Source organism: Rhodophyticola porphyridii (assembly GCF_003688285.1).
In the GTDB taxonomy this organism is placed as follows: domain Bacteria; phylum Pseudomonadota; class Alphaproteobacteria; order Rhodobacterales; family Rhodobacteraceae; genus Rhodophyticola; species Rhodophyticola porphyridii.
Genome location: NZ_RCNT01000001.1, coordinates 148254 through 165630, shown reverse-complemented (window position 1 = coordinate 165630; position 17377 = coordinate 148254). Strand labels below are relative to the sequence as shown.

Genomic DNA, 17377 nt, shown 5'->3' with positions numbered 1-17377 from the left:
GCTCCGCCAGAAAGCCGCAGCAATGTCCCTTCAGCCACAAGACCGGATCCAGCAGGCGTTGTTCGCCTATTTCTGCGACTTCGATGCCGAAGCTCTTCTGGAGCGGTTTCACGAGGCTGGTCAGGCCTCCGAGCCGGGCATCGTGCGCAATTTTCTGGGCACGCGGATCGCCCCGGATGTCTTTCCGCCGATCCTCACCCCGATGGCCGGCATGGTCGAGCCGGTGCCGCATCCGGGCAACTGGCACGCCGATATCGCGGAATGGGCCGCGGCCTTGCGCAGCGTGGCGCTGGCACGCGGAACCTACCGGATTGTCGAGCTGGGATGCGGTTGGGGCTGCTGGATCGCCAATATGGGCGTGGCCGCGCGCAGGCGCGGGCTCGATCTCGATCTGATCGGCATCGAGGCGGATCGCTATCATCTGGCAAGCGCCGAAAAGACGCTGCGGCTGAACGGGTTCACGGCGTCCGATTACCGTTTGATCCACGGGGTGGCCGGGCCAAGGCCGGGAACTGCGATCTTTCCGATCCCCGAGGAGGACGGAACCGACTGGGGCGGCGCCGCGATCTTCGATCCAAGCCCCGAGAGACTGGCCAAGATCCGGCAGGGCGCGCGCTATCGCGAGCTGCCCAGCATTCCGCTCTCCGAGATCGTCGAGGAGGATATGGTCGATCTGCTCCATATCGACATTCAGGGGGCCGAGTTCGATTATGTGGACGGATGTTTTGCCGACATCTCGGCTTATGTGAAACGTGTTCTGATCGGCACCCATAGCCGTGTGATCGAGGGTCGGCTCTTCAGCCGCTTTCTGGAGCAGGGCTGGCATCTGGAGATGGAACGCCCGGCTATCGCGCCGCCCGTCGGCGGGGATCCGACCATCCAAATCGACGGGGTGCAATTATGGGCCAATCCTGTCACCTTGGCACAAGATGGCATCGGCTCGTAGGCACGGACGCGCATGATCACTCCAATACTGCTCTGTGGTGGATCGGGAACCCGGCTTTGGCCCTTGTCCCGCAAAAGCTTTCCGAAACAGTTCGCCGATCTCGTGGGGCAGGAAAGCCTGTTTCAGGCCTCCGCCCTCCGCTTCGTGGGCGAGGGATTTGCCGATCCGGTCGTGGTGACGGGCAATGCCTTCCGCTTCATCGTGGCCGAGCAGCTGGATGAGTGCCTTGTCGCTCCGGGCTCGATCCTGATCGAGCCCGAGGGCAGGAACACCGCGCCCGCCGCCATCATCGCCACGCTGCATGTGGCGCGGACGGCGCCCGACGATCTGATCCTGATCGTGCCGAGCGACCACGCGGTGGCCGACCCGGATCTGTTCCGCGAGGCGGTGACCAGAGGCCGGCCCGCCGCGGAAGCCGGCCAGATCGTGACCTTCGGCATCGCGCCAGATCGTCCGGAAACGGGGTTCGGCTGGCTGGAACGGAGTACCGAAACGTCGCCCGGTGTCTTCGCGCTGGAGCGGTTCATCGAGAAACCCGATACGGACACCGCCCGCCGGTTGCTGGCTGACAGCCGGAACATGTGGAATGCGGGCGTGTTCCTCGCCAAGGCCAACCGCATGATCGAGGCCTACCGGACCCACGCACCGGAGATTCTCGCACTGGCCGAGAAGGCGTTGCGAGATGCCCGGGACGATCTTGGCTTTGTCCGGATCGACCCGGAGGTCTGGCAGCAGATGCCGGACATCTCGATCGACTATGCGATCATGGAGCAAGCGCGGGATGTCTCTGTCGTGAGGTTTGAAGGCGCCTGGTCCGATCTGGGCAGCTGGCAGGCGGTCTGGCAGCAGAGCCCGCGGGATGGCGCCGGCAATGCGGTCTCGGAGAACGCAACCGCAATGGATTGCGAAGGTTCGCTCCTGCGCTCCGAGAGTCCAGAAATCGAGCTGGTCGGGATCGGGCTGAAGAACATCGTCGCCGTGGCCATGCACGACGCGGTGATGGTGGCCGATATGTCCCAGTCGCAGAATGTGAAAAAGGCCGTCGATACGCTGAAGGCGCGGGAGGCGAAGCAGGCGGTGCAGCTTCCCGTCGATTACCGGCCATGGGGCTGGTTCGAGACATTGATCCTGAGCGACCGGTTTCACGTCAAACGCATACATGTGCATGCGGGGGCGGCGCTGTCGTTGCAGTCCCACGAACATCGCTCGGAGCATTGGGTCATCGTCGAGGGAGAGGCGAGGGTAACGGTCGATGATGCCGTCCGCAGTCTCGGCGAAAATCAGTCGATCTACATTCCCGTGGGCGCGCGCCACCGGCTGGAGAACCCCGGACCGAGGCCGATGGTCCTGATCGAGGTGCAGACGGGCAGCTATCTCGGCGAAGATGATATCGTGCGCTACGAGGACCGATATGCACGCCGCTAGTACCATCGGACCTGCACGTGGGCTTGCCGGCATGACGGATACGGCATGACGAGCGTGCCCGACACCAACCGCCCCCGGCGTCTCAGGCCGGTGAGAAGCGGCCGCAGATTTGCCACGGGGCGCGCGGTCGCCGCGCTGATCCTGCGCGAGATGAGCGTCACCTATGGCAGGTCTCCGGGGGGGTATATCTGGGCGGTGCTTGAACCCGCGGCAGGTATCGGTCTTCTGGTTCTGGTCTTTTCGGTCGCGTTCGAAGCGCCGCCGATGGGCTCCAACTTCGCGATGTTCTATGCCACGGGGATGATCCCGTTTCTCGCCTATAGCGGGCTCAGCGCGAAGCTGGCACAATCTCTCAACTATTCCCGCGCACTGCTCTCATACCCGAGCGTGACCTATGTCGACGCCATGATCGCCCGGTTCATCCTCAATCTGATGACTGAGCTGCTCGTCGCCTACATCCTGTTTTTCGGGATCCTGACCATCTGGGATACCGGCACGGTAGTGGAGATCGACCGGATCGCCATGGGGTTCCTGATGATGGCCAGCCTTGCCATCGGCGTTGGCACGATGAACTGTTTCCTGGTCTCCCTTTTCCCGGTCTGGCAGGTGGTTTGGGGTATTTTCAATCGCCCGCTTTTCATTATCTCCTGCATCTTCTTCACGTTTGAATCCATTCCCGAACCATACCGCTCCTATCTCTGGTACAATCCGCTGGTTCACGTCGTGGGTTATGTCCGGACCGGTTTCTACAGCAGCTACGACGCCTCCTACGTTTCGATGGTATATGTCTTCGGCCTCAGTCTGTTCCTGACGGCGGCCGGACTTGTCTTCCTGCGGCGCTACCACCGCGATATCCTGAATTTCTGACCTGCTTATGGCCAATCGCTCACCCCAGACCGTCACGATCCTTCTGACTACCTTCAACGGCGCCCGTCATCTGGGCGCGCAGCTGGCCTCCTACACCGCCCAAAGCCATGCGGATTGGCGTCTCTGGGTCAGCGATGACGGCTCCACCGACGAGACCACCGCGATTCTGCGCCGGTTCGAACGCGGACCGGCCGGGCAGCGCGAGGTTCGCATGATGCAGGGGCCGGGCGCCGGTATGGCCGCGAATTTCCTGTCATTGCTGCAGCACCCCGATCTGCCGGACGGGCCGGTTGCCCTGTCGGATCAGGATGATGTCTGGATGCCGCATCGGCTGGCGCGGGGTCTGGACCTGATGAACCGGCGCCCCGACGCCCGGCCCGTTCTCTATGCCGCCAACACCATTCAGACGGATGCCGACCTCAGCCCACGGCGCATGCAGAACCGCGCGGGGCTCCGGCCCTCCTTCGCCAACGCGCTGGTTCAGAACATCATCGCGGGCAACACGATCATGCTGAATGCCGCGGCAATGCGCGCCATCCGCGCAACCATGCCGCCAAGACCCGACGTGCCGTTCCACGACTGGTGGCTGTACCAGTTGCTGACGGGGATCGGCGGAGAGATCGTTTTCGACGAGACGCCGTGCCTCTATTACCGTCAGCATCACGCAAATCTGTTGGGCAGCCATCGCGGCACCCGGGCCTCCGCGCGGCGCTTGCGGCTGATCGCCAATGGCACCTATGGCTCATGGGTCCGGCAAAACGCTGCCGCCCTGTCACGGGTGACGCCCCATCTGACCCCGGATGCGGCGGACCGTCTGGGCGAGGTTCTGGCCACGTCCGGCCAGGGCGGCCTGCCCCGGTTTCGCAGCCTGCGCCGGGCGGGCGTGTTTCGCCAGGGCCGGCCGGCGGCGGGGATCCTGAGCCTGCTCTCCCTGATCGCGCGAGTTTAGCCGGCCGGGATAATCCGTTCAAATTTGCCTCGCATTAACGGATTTTTCTTTTTCTTTTTCTAATTGAAATCAGGCAGGTTGAGCCCGGATCGGCGCCATTTGCCAGAACGGCCGGCAAGCCTTGACCACCGGGAGCCCGAGGTGAAACCGATCAGTCGCAACACAGGTGCCGCCCGCAAAACGCGTCGGCCGCGAAAACTGAATCAGATACTTGGAGGACTTGCCGTGGTCTCTGCCGCCACCGCCCCCATCTTCGCCGATCAGCCACCGGTTTCGGCCACGCTTCGCTGTGACGTGGCGGTGCCCGACATGGACGGGCAGGTGCCGGGGCTCTGCGGGGCCGTGCAGATGGCGCTCTCCCAAGCCCACGGTCTGAGTTTCGGCGACGATCCCGCCGATCTGGCCTTCGTGATGACGATCCATGATCTGCGTCCAGACCTGATTGTCGCGCATCTGGAATGGCGCAGCGCCGCGGCGAAGGGGCGAGGGCCACGGATCCGGTTCGGACTGCTGGACACCACGTTGTCGCCGGCACTTCACCAACGTTTCGCCGACGGGCTTGTGCGCAGTGCCCCGCTGCCTTTCAGCCCGGCACCTTCCGAATAGGACCTGTTTGATGTGTATGATCTGTACCTCCTTCCGCCCCTATGACGATAGCTGCCCCTATGGCACGGCGACCGGAACCCAGGCCCGTGTGACGGAGGGGGCCGATGCCGCGGCTGGCCAGAACACCGCCTATTCGATCTCGTTGGGGGATGTCTTCGCCGGCCAGATCTCTTCCTTCGGGGATCGCGACTGGGTCGCGGTGCAGCTGGAGGCGAATGTAACCTACGAAATCGACCTGACCGGGGTGGGGGGCGCGGAGCTTGCCGATCCCTACCTGCGTCTGCGCGATGCCAGCGGCGTTCAGGTGGCCGATAACGACGATATCGTCCCGCGAACCAACCTGGACTCCAGGATCATCTATGCGCCGGGCAGTTCGGGCACCTTCTACCTCGATCTCGGCGCCTATGCCGATGCGGGGACCGGCGCCTACGAGGTCACGGTCAATACCGCGTCGGACGCGCCGGCAGGCTCCCCGGATGAACTTGCCAGCTTCCTGACAGATGGTTTCTGGCAGCAATTCGGCGGGGCCCGCCACGCGTTCGACACCAGCCAAAGCAACGAGATCACCGTTTATCTCAACGAATTGACGGCCGATGGCCGGCGCCTGGCCGAATGGGCGCTGGAAGCCTGGGAAGCGGTGGCCGATCTCAGATTCGTCGAGGTGTTCAGCGTCACGGACGCGATGATCGATTTCGACGATGACCAGTCCGGTGCATTTGCCAACTATCAGGCGACAGGAGATGTGACCACTTTCGCCTGGGTGAACGTCTCCACCGCCTGGTTGCAGACCTACGGCACCCAGATCGACGATTACTCCTTCCAGACCTATATTCACGAGGTCGGCCACGCGCTTGGTCTCGGGCATCAGGGCGGTTACAACGGCTCGGCGGTTTTCGGGATCGACAACGATTTCATCAATGACAGCTATCAGCTGTCGGTGATGTCGTATTTCTCGCAAGATGAGAATACGACAGTCAATGCCAGCCGGGCGGCGCTTGTCACCCCGATGCTCGCCGACATTCTTGCGATACAGGATCTGTACGGCGCCCCGGATGCGCAAAGCGCGGCATCCGCCGGCGATACGGTCTACGGGCGCGGCCATACTCAAACCGGGTACATGCAGCTCCTGATGGATGCGGTCCATAACGGCCAGGATCCGGCGAACCACTACGGCGATCAGGCGTTTGCCCTGACCATCTACGACGCGGGCGGCACCGATCTGTTCGACTTCAGTGACGACCCTGCCGATCAGACGATCGATATGCGGGCGCAGGGCATATCGGATATCTATGGCCTGACCGGCAATCTGGTGATCGCCCGCGATACGCTGATCGAGAACCTCAACGCGGGCAGCGGGTCGGACTACGTCCTCGGAAATGGCATCGCCAACCAGATTGATGGGGGCGCCGGCTCTGACCTGCTTGTTGGCGGGTCTGGTTCGGACAGTTTGTTCGGGGGTTTTGGGGATGACGTTCTGAACGGGGACGATGTGGATGTGGGGTTTGACCCGGTCTCGGCGCAGGTGTTCCGGCTGTATCAGGCGACGCTGGACCGGGCGCCGGATGCGGCCGGGCATCGGGGCTGGACGGAGACGCTGCGCGACGGGCAGGCAAGCCTTCTGCAGGTGATCGAGGGGTTCATGGGCTCCCCGGAGTTCCAGGGGCGGTACGGCGCGACGGACACGACCGAGTTCGTCACGCTGATGTATGAGAACGTGCTGGGCCGGGCGCCCGATCCGGCGGGGCTGCAGGCCTGGCGCGACCAGCTCGACAGCGGTGCGCTCAGCCGGGCGGAGGTGGTGTTCGGGTTCTCCGAAAGCCAGGAGTTCATGGGCAACACCGCCGCCGGGGCGCTGGAGTTCAGCCAGGCGGGGTACCGGGCCAACTGGGCCGACGAGGTGTTCCGGCTGTATCAGGCGACGCTGGACCGGGCGCCCGATCCGGGCGGCCTGCTGGCCTGGGTCGGGGAGCTGGCCGGTGGGCGGCCTTATCTGGAGGTGGTGTCGGGCTTCGTCAACTCGTCCGAGTTCCAGGGGCGGTACGGCGCGACGGACAATGCCGAATTCGTCACGCTGATGTATGAAAACGTGCTGGGCCGGGCGCCCGATCCGGCCGGGCTGCAGGGCTGGCGCGGGCTTCTGGATGACGGCACGCTCAGCCGGGAGGAGGTGGTGCGCGGGTTCGCCGAGAGCGCCGAATTCCGGGACAATACGGGACCCGATCTCAGCGCCTGGATGCGCGCCACCTTCCCCGGCGACCGGCTGGAGGGGGGCGGCGGCGCCAATGCGGTCTTCGGCGGGTTCGGGGCGGACAGTTTCGTCTTCGACGCCGGCGATGGCGGGACCCATGAGGTGGTGGATCTGGAGGCGTGGGACTGGGTGATCCTGGACGGGTTCAGCTATGCCGATGCGGGCGCCGTGCTTGCCGACCTGACCCGGCAGGGCACCGATCTGCTGCTCGCCGACAGCGGCGTCACAATCACCTTCCTCGACACCGACATCGCAGACATCACAACAGATATCTTCCAAATCATCTGAACAGAGAGGTCAAAGACCCTTTAGGGAGTTTTTAGATTTTGTCCCTATCCATACCGGGAAACCGCAGCATGAGTATCTGAAATGTCCGGCCAGAACGACGCCCGTCCGATCATCATCAAACGCAAGAAAGTAGTCGGCGGAGATGGGCATCATGGCGGTGCCTGGAAGGTCGCCTATGCAGATTTCGTGACAGCGATGATGGCGTTTTTCCTGTTGATGTGGCTGCTCAACGCCACAACGGAACAACAGCGCAAGGGACTTGCGGATTACTTCAGCCCGACGGTGCCGATTGCGCGGATTTCCGGCGGCGGCGACGGTGCTTTCGGCGGCGAAAGCGTGTTTTCCGAGCGGGTCGAGGCGCAAAACGGAACCGGTGCCACCGACCGCCGACCGACCGAAGGGCGGCAAAGTATGGGAATGACCGGCGTGGGGCACACCGAAGAAGAGGAAGAGGCGATACTGGCCGCATTGGAAGACGCCCTGATGGCCGGCGGCGGCGACAGCATGGTGACGGATCTGGCCCTGCGCCATGTCCAGACCCGGCTTTCCGACGAGGGGCTGATCATCGAGGTTTTTGCCCGCCCCGGCGCGCCGCTCTTCGATGAAGAAACGGGTGCGCCCGCAGATTGGCTGGTCGCTCTTGCCGGGGTTATGGTGGAGCTTTTCGATACCGTCACCAATCGCGTGGCGATCATCGGACATGTCCGGTCCGAACCGATCACCGTGGTCGAGGAAAGCCGCTGGATGCAGTCCACCGCCCATGCCCATAGGGTCCGCGTTCTGCTGGAAGACGCAGGCTTGCCGGCAACAAGGCTTCAACGGATCACAGGCCATGCGGACAGACGCCCGGTAGATGACGACCCGATGTCGGTACGCAATGACCGGATCGAGATTATCTTGCTACGCAACCGGATCTGAGCAACCGGTCCTGACGGCAGGGCTGCGAAAACTAGCTCGGATTTTATCTGTTAGCCTGTCCTTAAGCCGCCTCTGTCAAAGCTGCCTGCAAATCGAGACGTGCAGCAGAAAGGCGCATTTGATGACCATCTCATCCTCCCTGAATGCCGGCGTGGCCGGCCTGAACGTAAATGCCAGCCGTCTGGCAACGATCGCCGACAACATCGCGAACTCGGGCACCTACGGATACAAACGCGAAGTCGCGGATTTTCAGTCCATGGTCATCAGCCAGGGTCAGGGCAGTTATTCCGCGGGCGGTGTGCGCGTCACGACAGGCCGGATGATCGACCAGCGCGGCACCCTGATCACCACCGACAACCCGACCGATCTGGCGATCGGCGGACGTGGGATGCTGCCGGTGACATCGATCACTGCGCTGGATCAGGGAGATACTCCGACGATGCTGACCACGACCGGATCGTTTCGACCGGATGCCGAGGGGTTCCTGCGAACCGATTCCGGACTGGTTCTGATGGGATGGCCCGCCGATGCCGATGGTGTGATCGCGGGTTTCCCGCGCGACTCCTTCGAAGGTCTGGAACCGATTCAAATCAACTCGAACCAGTTCTCCGGCGACCCGACGACACGAATGCAACTCAGCGTGAACCTGCCCGCCACAGCGACCGAGGCCGGCGCGTCAGGTGACCCGCTGAACATGACGGCGGAATACTACGACAATCTGGGGACATCCAAAAGCATCGAGATCTCCTTTACCCCGACCGTACCGGCCAGCGGCACCTCCCATGAATGGACGATGACCATCCGCGACTCCGCCACCGGCGCAACGCCGATTGGCGAATACACCCTGACCTTCGATGACACACGGGGCAATGGCGGCAACCTTCTCTCCGCCACACTTGTCCCAGGCGCCGCAGGCGGTGCCTATGACCCGGTGAACGGCACCTTGTCGGTTGATGTGGTCGGCGGCCCGATCGAGCTTTCCATCGGCGGCATCGGGGACCCATCGGGCCTTACGCAGTTGTCGGATACTTTCGCCCGAGCGCCGGTCGTCAAAAACGGCTCTCCTGTCGGTAATCTGGACTCCGTTGAAGTCGACGCGGATGGTCACGTGAACGCGATTTACAACAGTGGCTTCACCCGCACGATTTATCAGATTCCTCTGGTCGATGTCCCGAACCCGAACAAGCTCATATCACTGAACAGCCAAGCCTATCAGGTCTCTCCGGAAAGCGGCCCATTCTTCCTGTGGGATGCGGGCGACGGGCCAACGGGCGATGTGATCGGCTTTTCACGTGAGGAATCCGCGACGGATGTCGCCGGGGAATTGACCCAGTTGATCCAGACACAGCGCGCCTATTCCTCGAACGCGAAGGTGATACAAACGGTCGATGAGATGCTCCAGGAAACGACCAACATCAAACGTTGATGCAGGTTTGATCCGAAAGTACCGCCATGAGTATCTCAACCGCACTTTCCAACGCCCTGTCGGGACTGACCGCAACCAGCCGTGCGGCGCAGATCGTATCGTCAAATGTGGCGAACGCGTCCACGGACGGGTACGGTGTGCGACGATTGGTAACCTCGGCGGCGGTTCTGGGCGGGCAGGGCACCGGCGTCCGGATCGTCGGTGTCGACCGCCAGGTCGACACGGTATTGATCAGTGCGCGCCGCGACGCGGATGCTTCCCTGGGGCAAGCGGCAACCCAGGCAGATTTCACCCGCCGGGTCGAGGCGGCGATCGGATCTCCGGACGACCCGTTCAGCCTCAACGCAAATATCGCGAACTTCGAGGCGAGCCTCGTTAATGCGGCCAATCGCCCGGAGAGCCAGACCAGACTGGCAGGCGTTCTCGATGCCGCGGAGCGGCTTGCCGGCAAGCTCAACACGCTTTCGGAAACCGTGCAATCCGCAAGGCTGGACGCCGACAAGGGCATCGCCCGCGACGTCGCCTATCTGAACAGCACGCTCGCAGACATTCATGAGATCAATATCGAGATCCGCCGAAATCAGGGCGCAGGGCGGGACAGCTCGGCGCTCTTCGACCAGCAACAGGCATTGATTGACGGAATTACGCCGCTGATCCCGGTGCGCGAATTGCGGGACAACACCGGGCAGGTATCGCTTTACAGCGCCGATGGTTTGACCTTGCTGGACGGGCGGCCCGCAACCTTCAGCTTCGATGGCGCAACGGTGATGGCGGCGGATCTGACGCTCGCCAATGCGGGATTGTCTGGCCTCAGCCTGAATGGGCGACCCGTCGAGATGAGCGGCTCCTTTCCCGCATTGCAGGGCGGCGGTCTTGCGGCGCGGTTCACGGTCCGGGATGACCTTGCAATCACGGCGCAGGCGCAACTTGATGCCGTCGCGCGCGATCTTGCCAGTCGCATGGATGACCCCGCATTGGATCCCACACTGGCAAGCGGAGACCCGGGGCTGTTTACCGACGCCGGAAATCTGGTGGCCGCGGCAAATGAGATCGGCCTGTCGGGGCGGATTCGCGTGAACGCACAGGTCGATCCCGCACAGGGCGGCGCAGTCTGGCGGCTTCGCGACGGGCTGGGCGCAACGGCGGAAGGTCCCGCCGGTCAGGCCGGTTTGCTGCAGGACATGCTGACCGCTCTTCAGTCCGTGACCCCGACCCAATCGGGAGGATTCTCCGGGGCCGGCCGCAACCTTGGCACACTTGCCGCGGATTTCCTGTCGATGGCTGGCCTGGCCCGGCAATCGGCGGAGAACGATGAGATCTTTGCCGCGTCCCGGCACGGCACGCTGCGCGAGGCCGAACTGGGCACCGGCGTCGATACTGACCGGGAGATGCAGGAGCTGCTCCTGATCGAACAGGCCTACGCGGCCAATGCCCGGATTGTTCAAACGGTCGAAGAGCTGCTTGACCAGTTGCTGAGGATCTGAAGATGAGCTGGATCTCAACGGGCGACAGAGCGCAGACATTTCACATGTATCAACGAAGCGCCAAGGTGAAAACGGAAATGTTGCGGCTTACCTCCGAGCTCAGCAGCGGCCGGAAATCCGATCTGGGCAAGGCGTTGGGTGGCGATTTTGCGGGTCTTGCCGCGGTTGAACGTGGGCTCCGCCTCGGGTTGGTCTACAAGGCCGCCGCCGACGAGGCGGCGCTTCATACATCCGTCATGCAAGACGCGCTGCAGACGGTCCAGACACAGCTTGACGAAACGGGTCCTACCCTGCTGGCGGCCGCCGGTGCGGGATCGTCGAGCAATCTCGACATTCTCGCAGTGGATAGCGGCGCCAGGCTTGATCTTGTCGTGAACGCGCTGAACGGCAGGATTGCGGGACGCAGCTTGTTCAGCGGCGACAGGCCGGACCAGATCCCGTTGATCAGCGGCAAGGAAATGCTGTCGAACCTGGGTCCGTTGGTGGCCGGCGCCGCCACGGCACAGGACATGATCGCGATTGTGGAGGATTGGTTTCTGGCTCCGGGTGGCGGGTTCGAAACGACCGCCTATCAGGGGGGCACGTCTTCCTCGGCCGGCTTTACGGTTGGAGATGGCGACGTGATCGATGCAGATGTGTCGGCGCTTGCCCCGGAGCTTCGCGGAGCATTGGCCGCTTTCGCGCTGAGTGCGCTTGTCGGCAACGATCTGGGTCCCGCGGATGAGGCATCGCGGCGCACGCTTCTCGAAGCGGCTGCGACACGCATGATCGGCAGCCAGGGCGGATTGTCGAAAATCCGGGCGGAACTCGGCGCCGCCGAAGCCCGGATCGAAACCGCCCGCGTTCGGAATTCGGCGACGGAGACGGCATTGTCGATCGAGCACAACCGCCTGGTTAGTTCGGACCCCTATACGACCGCGACCGAACTGGAAGCGGTGCAAATGCAATTGGAAAGCCTTTTCGTCCTTACCTCGCGCATGGCGCGTCTTAACCTCACGGAGTTCCTGAGATGATGCGCATGCTTGCTTCCGCAATTCTGTTGATGCTGATGGCGGCTCAGGTCACGGCCTCTCCCATCCGTATCCGCGACCTTGTGGAGTTCGACGGGGTCCGCGGCAATGACCTGATCGGCTATGGTCTCGTGGTGGGGTTGAACGGTACAGGAGATGGAATTCGTAACGCCCCGTTCACCGAAGAAATCATGACCAACATCCTGGAACGCCTGGGTGTCAATGTCTCCGGAGAGCAATTCCGGCCACAGAATGTGGCGGCGGTCTTCGTCACGGCAAGCTTGCCGCCGTTTTCCCGTGCTGGCAGTCAGATCGATATCACAGTATCGGCCATCGGCGATGCCGACAGCCTTCTGGGAGGGACGCTGGTCATGACGCCGCTCACCGCGGCCGACGGGGAAATCTATGCGGTCGCACAAGGCACGGTCATCGCCGGCGGCGCTTCGGCGGAAGGGGACGGCGCGCGGGTGGTGCAAGGTGTGCCCACCGCCGGCGTCGTCCCTTCAGGGGCGCGGATCGAGCGCGAGGTCGAGTTCGACTTTTCCGCCCTCCGGGATATCCGCCTCGCCCTTCGAACGCCCGATTTCACCACGGCCGCAAGGATCGAAGGCGCAATCAATGCGGAGTTTGGCCGCCGCGTTGCCGTCATGCTGGATTCGGGCACCGTCACCCTTGATGTGGCCGCCACCAGATCGGCCTCTCCCGCCCACGCACTCAGCCGGGTGGAAAACCTGTTCGTCGAGCCGGAAATCCGGGCGCGTGTGGTTGTCGATCAACGCTCCGGCACAATCGTGATGGGCGAAGATGTACGGATTTCTCGCGTGGCGATTGCGCAGGGGAACCTGACCTTGCGGATCGAGGAGCGCCCGATCGCGGTGCAACCGAACCCGTTCGCAGAAGGCGAAACCGTCATCGTTCCCCGGACTGACGTGGATCTTGTCGAAGAGCCCGGAACAGGGCTTGCCGAAATCAGCGGCGGCACGTCCCTGTCGGAAGTTGTCGCAGGCCTGAACGCGCTCGGCGTGTCGCCCCGGGACATGATCGACATTCTGAACAGCATCCAGGCGGCCGGCGCGTTACACGCCGAGTTCATCGTCCGCTGACATCTGGATGCTACGTGCCGCCGGAACCCCGCGCCGGGGCTGGTCGGGCTGCAATCGCCTGGGATGTTGTGCTCAATCATCATCCCCTGTTTGCCGGAATCCGGGCGGCGGATGAGACATTCACGACGGCGGAGCATGAAATGGGTCCGATCCCGAAGGGTGGACCCATCCACATGATATCCTGAGTCGTATTTTTAACGTTTGATCGGCAGGGTCCGCCTGTTTCCAGGCGCTCCCCGCTCTACAGGGCCTTCAAGACCCGCATGACGGCACGGGCCTGCGCCCCCGGCAGCTGCCGCAGAACCCGCGCGCGCAGAGCGGTACTTTGCGGTTTGAGAAGATGCGCGATCACTGCCGGATGTTCGTTCATCAGTGTTGCGTCATCGAGATTATCCGCCAACCGCGCCACCAGTGCGGGGGCGCCCGATGGTGGATCAATTCTGGGAGCATGAGCTCGCACGGGCGCATCAGCATCCTCACCGGCCAGCAGGCCCCTGTCGCGAAACCTCTGTATCAGACGGTTGCGTTGCCACGCGGTCACATCGCTGTCCGTCGGAACGGATGTGTCGATGTTCAGGCCTGCCCCATCGGGGGAACCTTTCCGAAAAGCCTCGAAGCGTTCCGGACCCAGAAGGCCCAGCAGAACCCTCGCCTTGTCGGCCTTCCACTTGGGATCGCCGGTTGGGGCGGGGCCGGATCTTGGCTGCTCTGGATGCTGCACCATGGTGATGTCCCTTCAGAAATAGCTGCGGACCAGCGCACTGGTGATCAATGCCCAGCCATCCGCCACAACGAAAAACGCCAGCTTGAACGGCATCGAGACAATGGCCGGCGGCACCATCATCATCCCCATGGACATGAGGATCGCGGCGACGACCAGATCAATGATCAGAAATGGCAGGAAAATGAGGAACCCGATCTGGAATGCGCGCTCGACTTCGCTGAGCATGAAGGACGGGATCAGCACCGAGGGGTCCGGCGACGCGTCGACCGGTGCGTTGCGCAACTCCATCATGCCCCGCAGGGTTTCGGGATCGACGCGCGCCTCCATGAACGCGCGAAACGGCGCATAGGCCAGCGGGATCGCACTTTCCGGGGTCAGGGTGCCGTCGATCAAGGGTGCGATGCCTTGAGTGTAGGCATCCTGAAAAACGGGCGCCATCACGAAATAGGTCAGAAACAGGGCCAGGCTGACGATCAGCATATTGGGGGGTGACTGCTGCAGGCCGATGGCCTGACGGAGGATGGAAAGAACCGTCACCACGAAAGGAAAACACGTGATCATCACCGCAAGGCCGGGCGCAAGGCTGAGCACGGTAATCAGCGCAATCAGCTGAAGCGCACGGACGGTAAGAGAGCCGCCATCGCCCATGTCGATGGAGATTTCCTGCGCCTGCGCGGTCTGGGTCGCCAGCAGCATGACCAGCAGACCAAAGCAGGCGAGACAAAGCCGCTTATGCAGCATCGCCGGCATCCACGACCTTGGTCAGACGGACGGCGAGTTGCCCGACATTGTCGCCATCCAGCTCGACCAGTTCGCCGATCGCCACCAGCCGGTCGCCGACAATCACCTCGACCTCGTCTTCGATTCGCCGATCCAGCGGCAGGACCGTGTCGCGTTCCATTGACAGAAGCTCGGCGATTGTCGGGTGCGCGCGCCCGACGCAAACCCGCATCTCGATGGGCACGCCGCGCAATGCGCCTTTGGGGGGAAGAGCGGTGGGATCGGACATCAGGCTGATCTCTCGTGTTGCTGAGGTAGGTCGTCGTCGCTGTTCAGGGTGAAATCGCGAATGGCTTGAGCAATCCGTTCGGTCGCGGCGCCCAAGTCGATTTCGCGCAACTCGGCTCCGAACCGCAGGGTGACATGGCCTTCGAAATAGGCAGGCTCGGGGACGATCCTGATCTCGGTCTCCACGTGTTCGGCGACAAGGGCCTCCAAAGCCGGACAAGCTGCGGGCGATGCCAGGATTTCACATGTCTCATCCGGCAGCGTTCCGAGAATTGATGCCAGTTCGGCGCGCACCATGGGAACCATGGCGGCGGCCGCGACCTCCGGCACCAGACGCTCGATGATCCCGTCCAGCAGTGCCTGAAGACCTTTCAGAACATCGTTCCGGGCCTCCAGATACGTGAAGCTGAGATCCTTCAGGTTTCGGCTCAGGTCGGAACCGATCTGCGCCCGTCCCTGCTGCTCCGCACTCAGGCAATCGTCCCACCCGTCGCGATAACCGCTCTCGAACGCATCGAGCTTTATCGCCTCAAGGTCGTGATGCGCCGGTGCGGGCGCCACGCTTTCCGGCGCAGACGGTTGCCCGAACTCCTCCAGGTCCAGCCGGCGGGCGCTCATGCGGGTTCCTCGTCTTCTTCCATCCAGCCCCGGAGGATTTCGACGGTTTCGTCTTCGCGTTCTTCGATAAGTCGCCGCAAGCGTTCCACGGGATCCGCCACCGCAGTCGAAACAGCCGGCAATCCGGGGGTGCCCGCTTCGGCATCGGCTGCGGCCCCGTCCGAACCAGAGCTGCCCGAGGGCGATTGCGACGGATCGTATCCAAGCACCTGGGTCGATGTCGTGCCGTCCATCGCGGATTGTGTGGGGACAAGCGCCCCTTGCGACAGGGCGGGCGTCAGTGGCAGGCCGCGGGGCCCCTCCGGCGCGACCATTGGCGGGCGGCTCAGAATCGGCCGGATCAGTCCGAACGCGATGGCCAGCGCGACAGCCGCGAGGATGACCAGCTGGGCAAGCCGCATCATGTCGAGTTGCGCCAGCAGGCCATTGCCACCGCCCTCGATCAGCTCACCGGCGGGCAATACCTCGAATGCCATGGAGCGGATCGTCACCTGATCGCCGCGCTCAGCGTCATACCCGATAGCGGAACGCACGAGTTGCTCCAACGCGTCTATTTCTTCGGGGTCGCGTGGCTCGATCACCTCAAGGCCGTCGGCATTCACACGAGGGACACCATTGACCAGAACCGCCACGCTGATCCGGCGAATGCCACCGGGTTCGAGCTCGATTTCGCGCTGGGTTTCGGATACGTCGAAAGTCACGCGCTCACGGGTTTCGCTTGTCTCCGCCCTGGAACTTTGGCCATCCCCGGCCGCATCGCCATCGGGCAGGTTGGAGGCCACGGTGACCGCACCCGATGCCGCGTCGCTGGAACTGTTCGACATTTCCTCGGTATCGGTGGCGATAATGATCCGGCTTTCAGGATCGATCCGCCGCTCGACAATCGTCTCATGGGCGGTGTTCAGATCGACACTGACCTCTACCACCGCATTGTCGCGGCCCACACGCGCCGCCAGCAATCGTTCGATATTGCGCCGCAACTCCTCGGAGCGATTCGCAGCATCGGCGCCCGGCATATCCAGTTCACTTGCACCGATTATCTGCCCGCTATCCGCGTCGATGACGGTTACATTTTCCGGAAGAAGGCCCGGCACGGAGGAGGCGACCAGAAATCGCAGAGCGCGAGCATGACCCGCCCCGATTCCGCCGGCCGCCGGCCGGACCGCGACAGAGGCGGTGACCTCGGCGCGGTCCTGAAACGGATCGTTGCCGGGGTTGGCGAGATGCACGCGGGCGGCGCGGATTTGCGGGCTTGCCAGGATGGTGCGGGCCAGTTCCCCCTCCTTGGCGCGCCAATACGCGGCATCGAACATCTGCGACGTCGTCCCGAAACCGGAAAGCGAATCAAGCAACTCGTATCCGGCCGCGCCATTTGCCGGCAGTCCCTCGCCGGCCAGGGACATCCGCAATTCGTCGCGCCGCGACTGATCGACATAGATGGCGTCGCCCCGAATCGAATGGGCGACCCCGCGCGCTTCCAGTGCCGCGATGACCTCCCCTGCGGCGGTTGGCTCCAGACCGGAATACAGCAGAACATAGCTGGGTGTCGTCGCCAGGCGAGACAGGATAATCAGGACCACCACAAGGGCCGCCAGCCCGCCCAGGAAAAGCGCCTTTCGGCGTGTTTCCAACGTCATCCAATAGAGACTGAGCTGCTCCACCTGAAACCTCATCCTTGCGCCATTCTGGCCCGTTCGACCCCGGTGATAGACCGGCTGCGATTAACATTCGGTTAGTTCTGAGCGGATAGAACAAAC

16 protein-coding genes are annotated in these 17377 nt (G+C 63.0%); 11 read left to right on the top strand and 5 right to left on the bottom strand.

What is annotated here, in order from left to right; translation table 11 throughout:
* Positions 1-22 precede the first annotated feature (22 nt).
* From D9R08_RS00835 to D9R08_RS00785, 11 genes are all read left to right on the top strand, one after another.
* On the top strand, positions 23-946 hold the full coding sequence (locus D9R08_RS00835) for an FkbM family methyltransferase (RefSeq protein ID WP_121896117.1): 924 nt from the start codon (positions 23-25) through the stop codon (positions 944-946).
* A gap of 12 nt (positions 947-958) precedes the next feature.
* Entirely contained in the window at positions 959-2371 is a 1413-nt protein-coding gene (locus D9R08_RS00830; RefSeq protein ID WP_121896116.1) for a mannose-1-phosphate guanylyltransferase/mannose-6-phosphate isomerase, read from the top strand.
* Positions 2372-2416: 45 nt separating this feature from the next.
* Positions 2417-3238: an ABC transporter permease gene (locus tag D9R08_RS00825; protein ID WP_121896115.1), complete on the top strand. Its 822-nt coding sequence runs from the start codon at positions 2417-2419 to the stop codon at positions 3236-3238.
* A 7-nt stretch (positions 3239-3245) separates the two neighbouring features.
* Positions 3246-4187: a glycosyltransferase gene (locus D9R08_RS00820; protein WP_121896114.1), complete on the top strand. Its 942-nt coding sequence runs from the start codon at positions 3246-3248 to the stop codon at positions 4185-4187.
* Positions 4188-4412: 225 nt separating this feature from the next.
* Entirely contained in the window at positions 4413-4793 is a 381-nt protein-coding gene (locus D9R08_RS00815) for a hypothetical protein (protein ID WP_147450599.1), read from the top strand.
* Between the two features lie 10 nt (positions 4794-4803).
* Positions 4804-7329: a DUF4214 domain-containing protein gene (locus D9R08_RS00810; protein WP_121896112.1), complete on the top strand. Its 2526-nt coding sequence runs from the start codon at positions 4804-4806 to the stop codon at positions 7327-7329.
* Between the two features lie 81 nt (positions 7330-7410).
* Positions 7411-8247 carry an OmpA/MotB family protein gene (locus tag D9R08_RS00805; RefSeq protein ID WP_121896111.1) on the top strand — a complete coding sequence of 279 codons (837 nt, stop codon included), beginning with the start codon at positions 7411-7413 and terminating at the stop codon, positions 8245-8247.
* A 121-nt stretch (positions 8248-8368) separates the two neighbouring features.
* On the top strand, positions 8369-9673 hold the full coding sequence (locus D9R08_RS00800) for a flagellar hook protein FlgE (RefSeq protein ID WP_121896110.1): 1305 nt from the start codon (positions 8369-8371) through the stop codon (positions 9671-9673).
* Between the two features lie 26 nt (positions 9674-9699).
* Complete coding sequence (gene flgK, locus D9R08_RS00795; RefSeq protein WP_121896109.1) at positions 9700-11157, top strand: flagellar hook-associated protein FlgK; 1458 nt, start codon at positions 9700-9702, stop codon at positions 11155-11157.
* A gap of 2 nt (positions 11158-11159) precedes the next feature.
* Positions 11160-12170 (top strand): flagellin, encoded by a 1011-nt coding sequence (locus D9R08_RS00790; protein ID WP_121896108.1) that lies wholly within the window; start codon positions 11160-11162, stop codon positions 12168-12170.
* Positions 12170-13270 (top strand): flagellar basal body P-ring protein FlgI, encoded by a 1101-nt coding sequence (locus D9R08_RS00785; protein ID WP_121896772.1) that lies wholly within the window; start codon positions 12170-12172, stop codon positions 13268-13270. The genes D9R08_RS00790 and D9R08_RS00785 overlap by 1 nt, the downstream gene beginning before the upstream one ends.
* A 241-nt stretch (positions 13271-13511) precedes the next feature.
* Here the strand turns inward: D9R08_RS00785 and D9R08_RS00780 are convergent, their stop codons facing one another.
* From D9R08_RS00780 to fliF, 5 genes are read right to left on the bottom strand one after another with little or no spacing between them, the layout of a single operon-like run.
* Positions 13512-13994 (bottom strand): hypothetical protein, encoded by a 483-nt coding sequence (locus D9R08_RS00780; protein ID WP_121896107.1) that lies wholly within the window; start codon positions 13992-13994, stop codon positions 13512-13514.
* 12 nt (positions 13995-14006) lie between these two features.
* Positions 14007-14735 (bottom strand): flagellar type III secretion system pore protein FliP, encoded by a 729-nt coding sequence (gene fliP / locus D9R08_RS00775; protein ID WP_121896771.1) that lies wholly within the window; start codon positions 14733-14735, stop codon positions 14007-14009.
* Positions 14725-15003 carry a FliM/FliN family flagellar motor switch protein gene (locus D9R08_RS00770; RefSeq protein WP_121896106.1) on the bottom strand — a complete coding sequence of 93 codons (279 nt, stop codon included), beginning with the start codon at positions 15001-15003 and terminating at the stop codon, positions 14725-14727. The genes fliP and D9R08_RS00770 overlap by 11 nt, the downstream gene beginning before the upstream one ends.
* Positions 15003-15620, bottom strand: a complete 618-nt coding sequence (locus D9R08_RS00765) for a flagellar biosynthesis protein (protein ID WP_121896105.1) — start codon at positions 15618-15620, stop codon at positions 15003-15005. The genes D9R08_RS00770 and D9R08_RS00765 overlap by 1 nt, the downstream gene beginning before the upstream one ends.
* On the bottom strand, positions 15617-17293 hold the full coding sequence (gene fliF, locus D9R08_RS00760; RefSeq protein WP_199709204.1) for a flagellar basal-body MS-ring/collar protein FliF: 1677 nt from the start codon (positions 17291-17293) through the stop codon (positions 15617-15619). The genes D9R08_RS00765 and fliF overlap by 4 nt, the downstream gene beginning before the upstream one ends.
* Between the last annotated feature and the right edge of the window lie 84 nt (positions 17294-17377).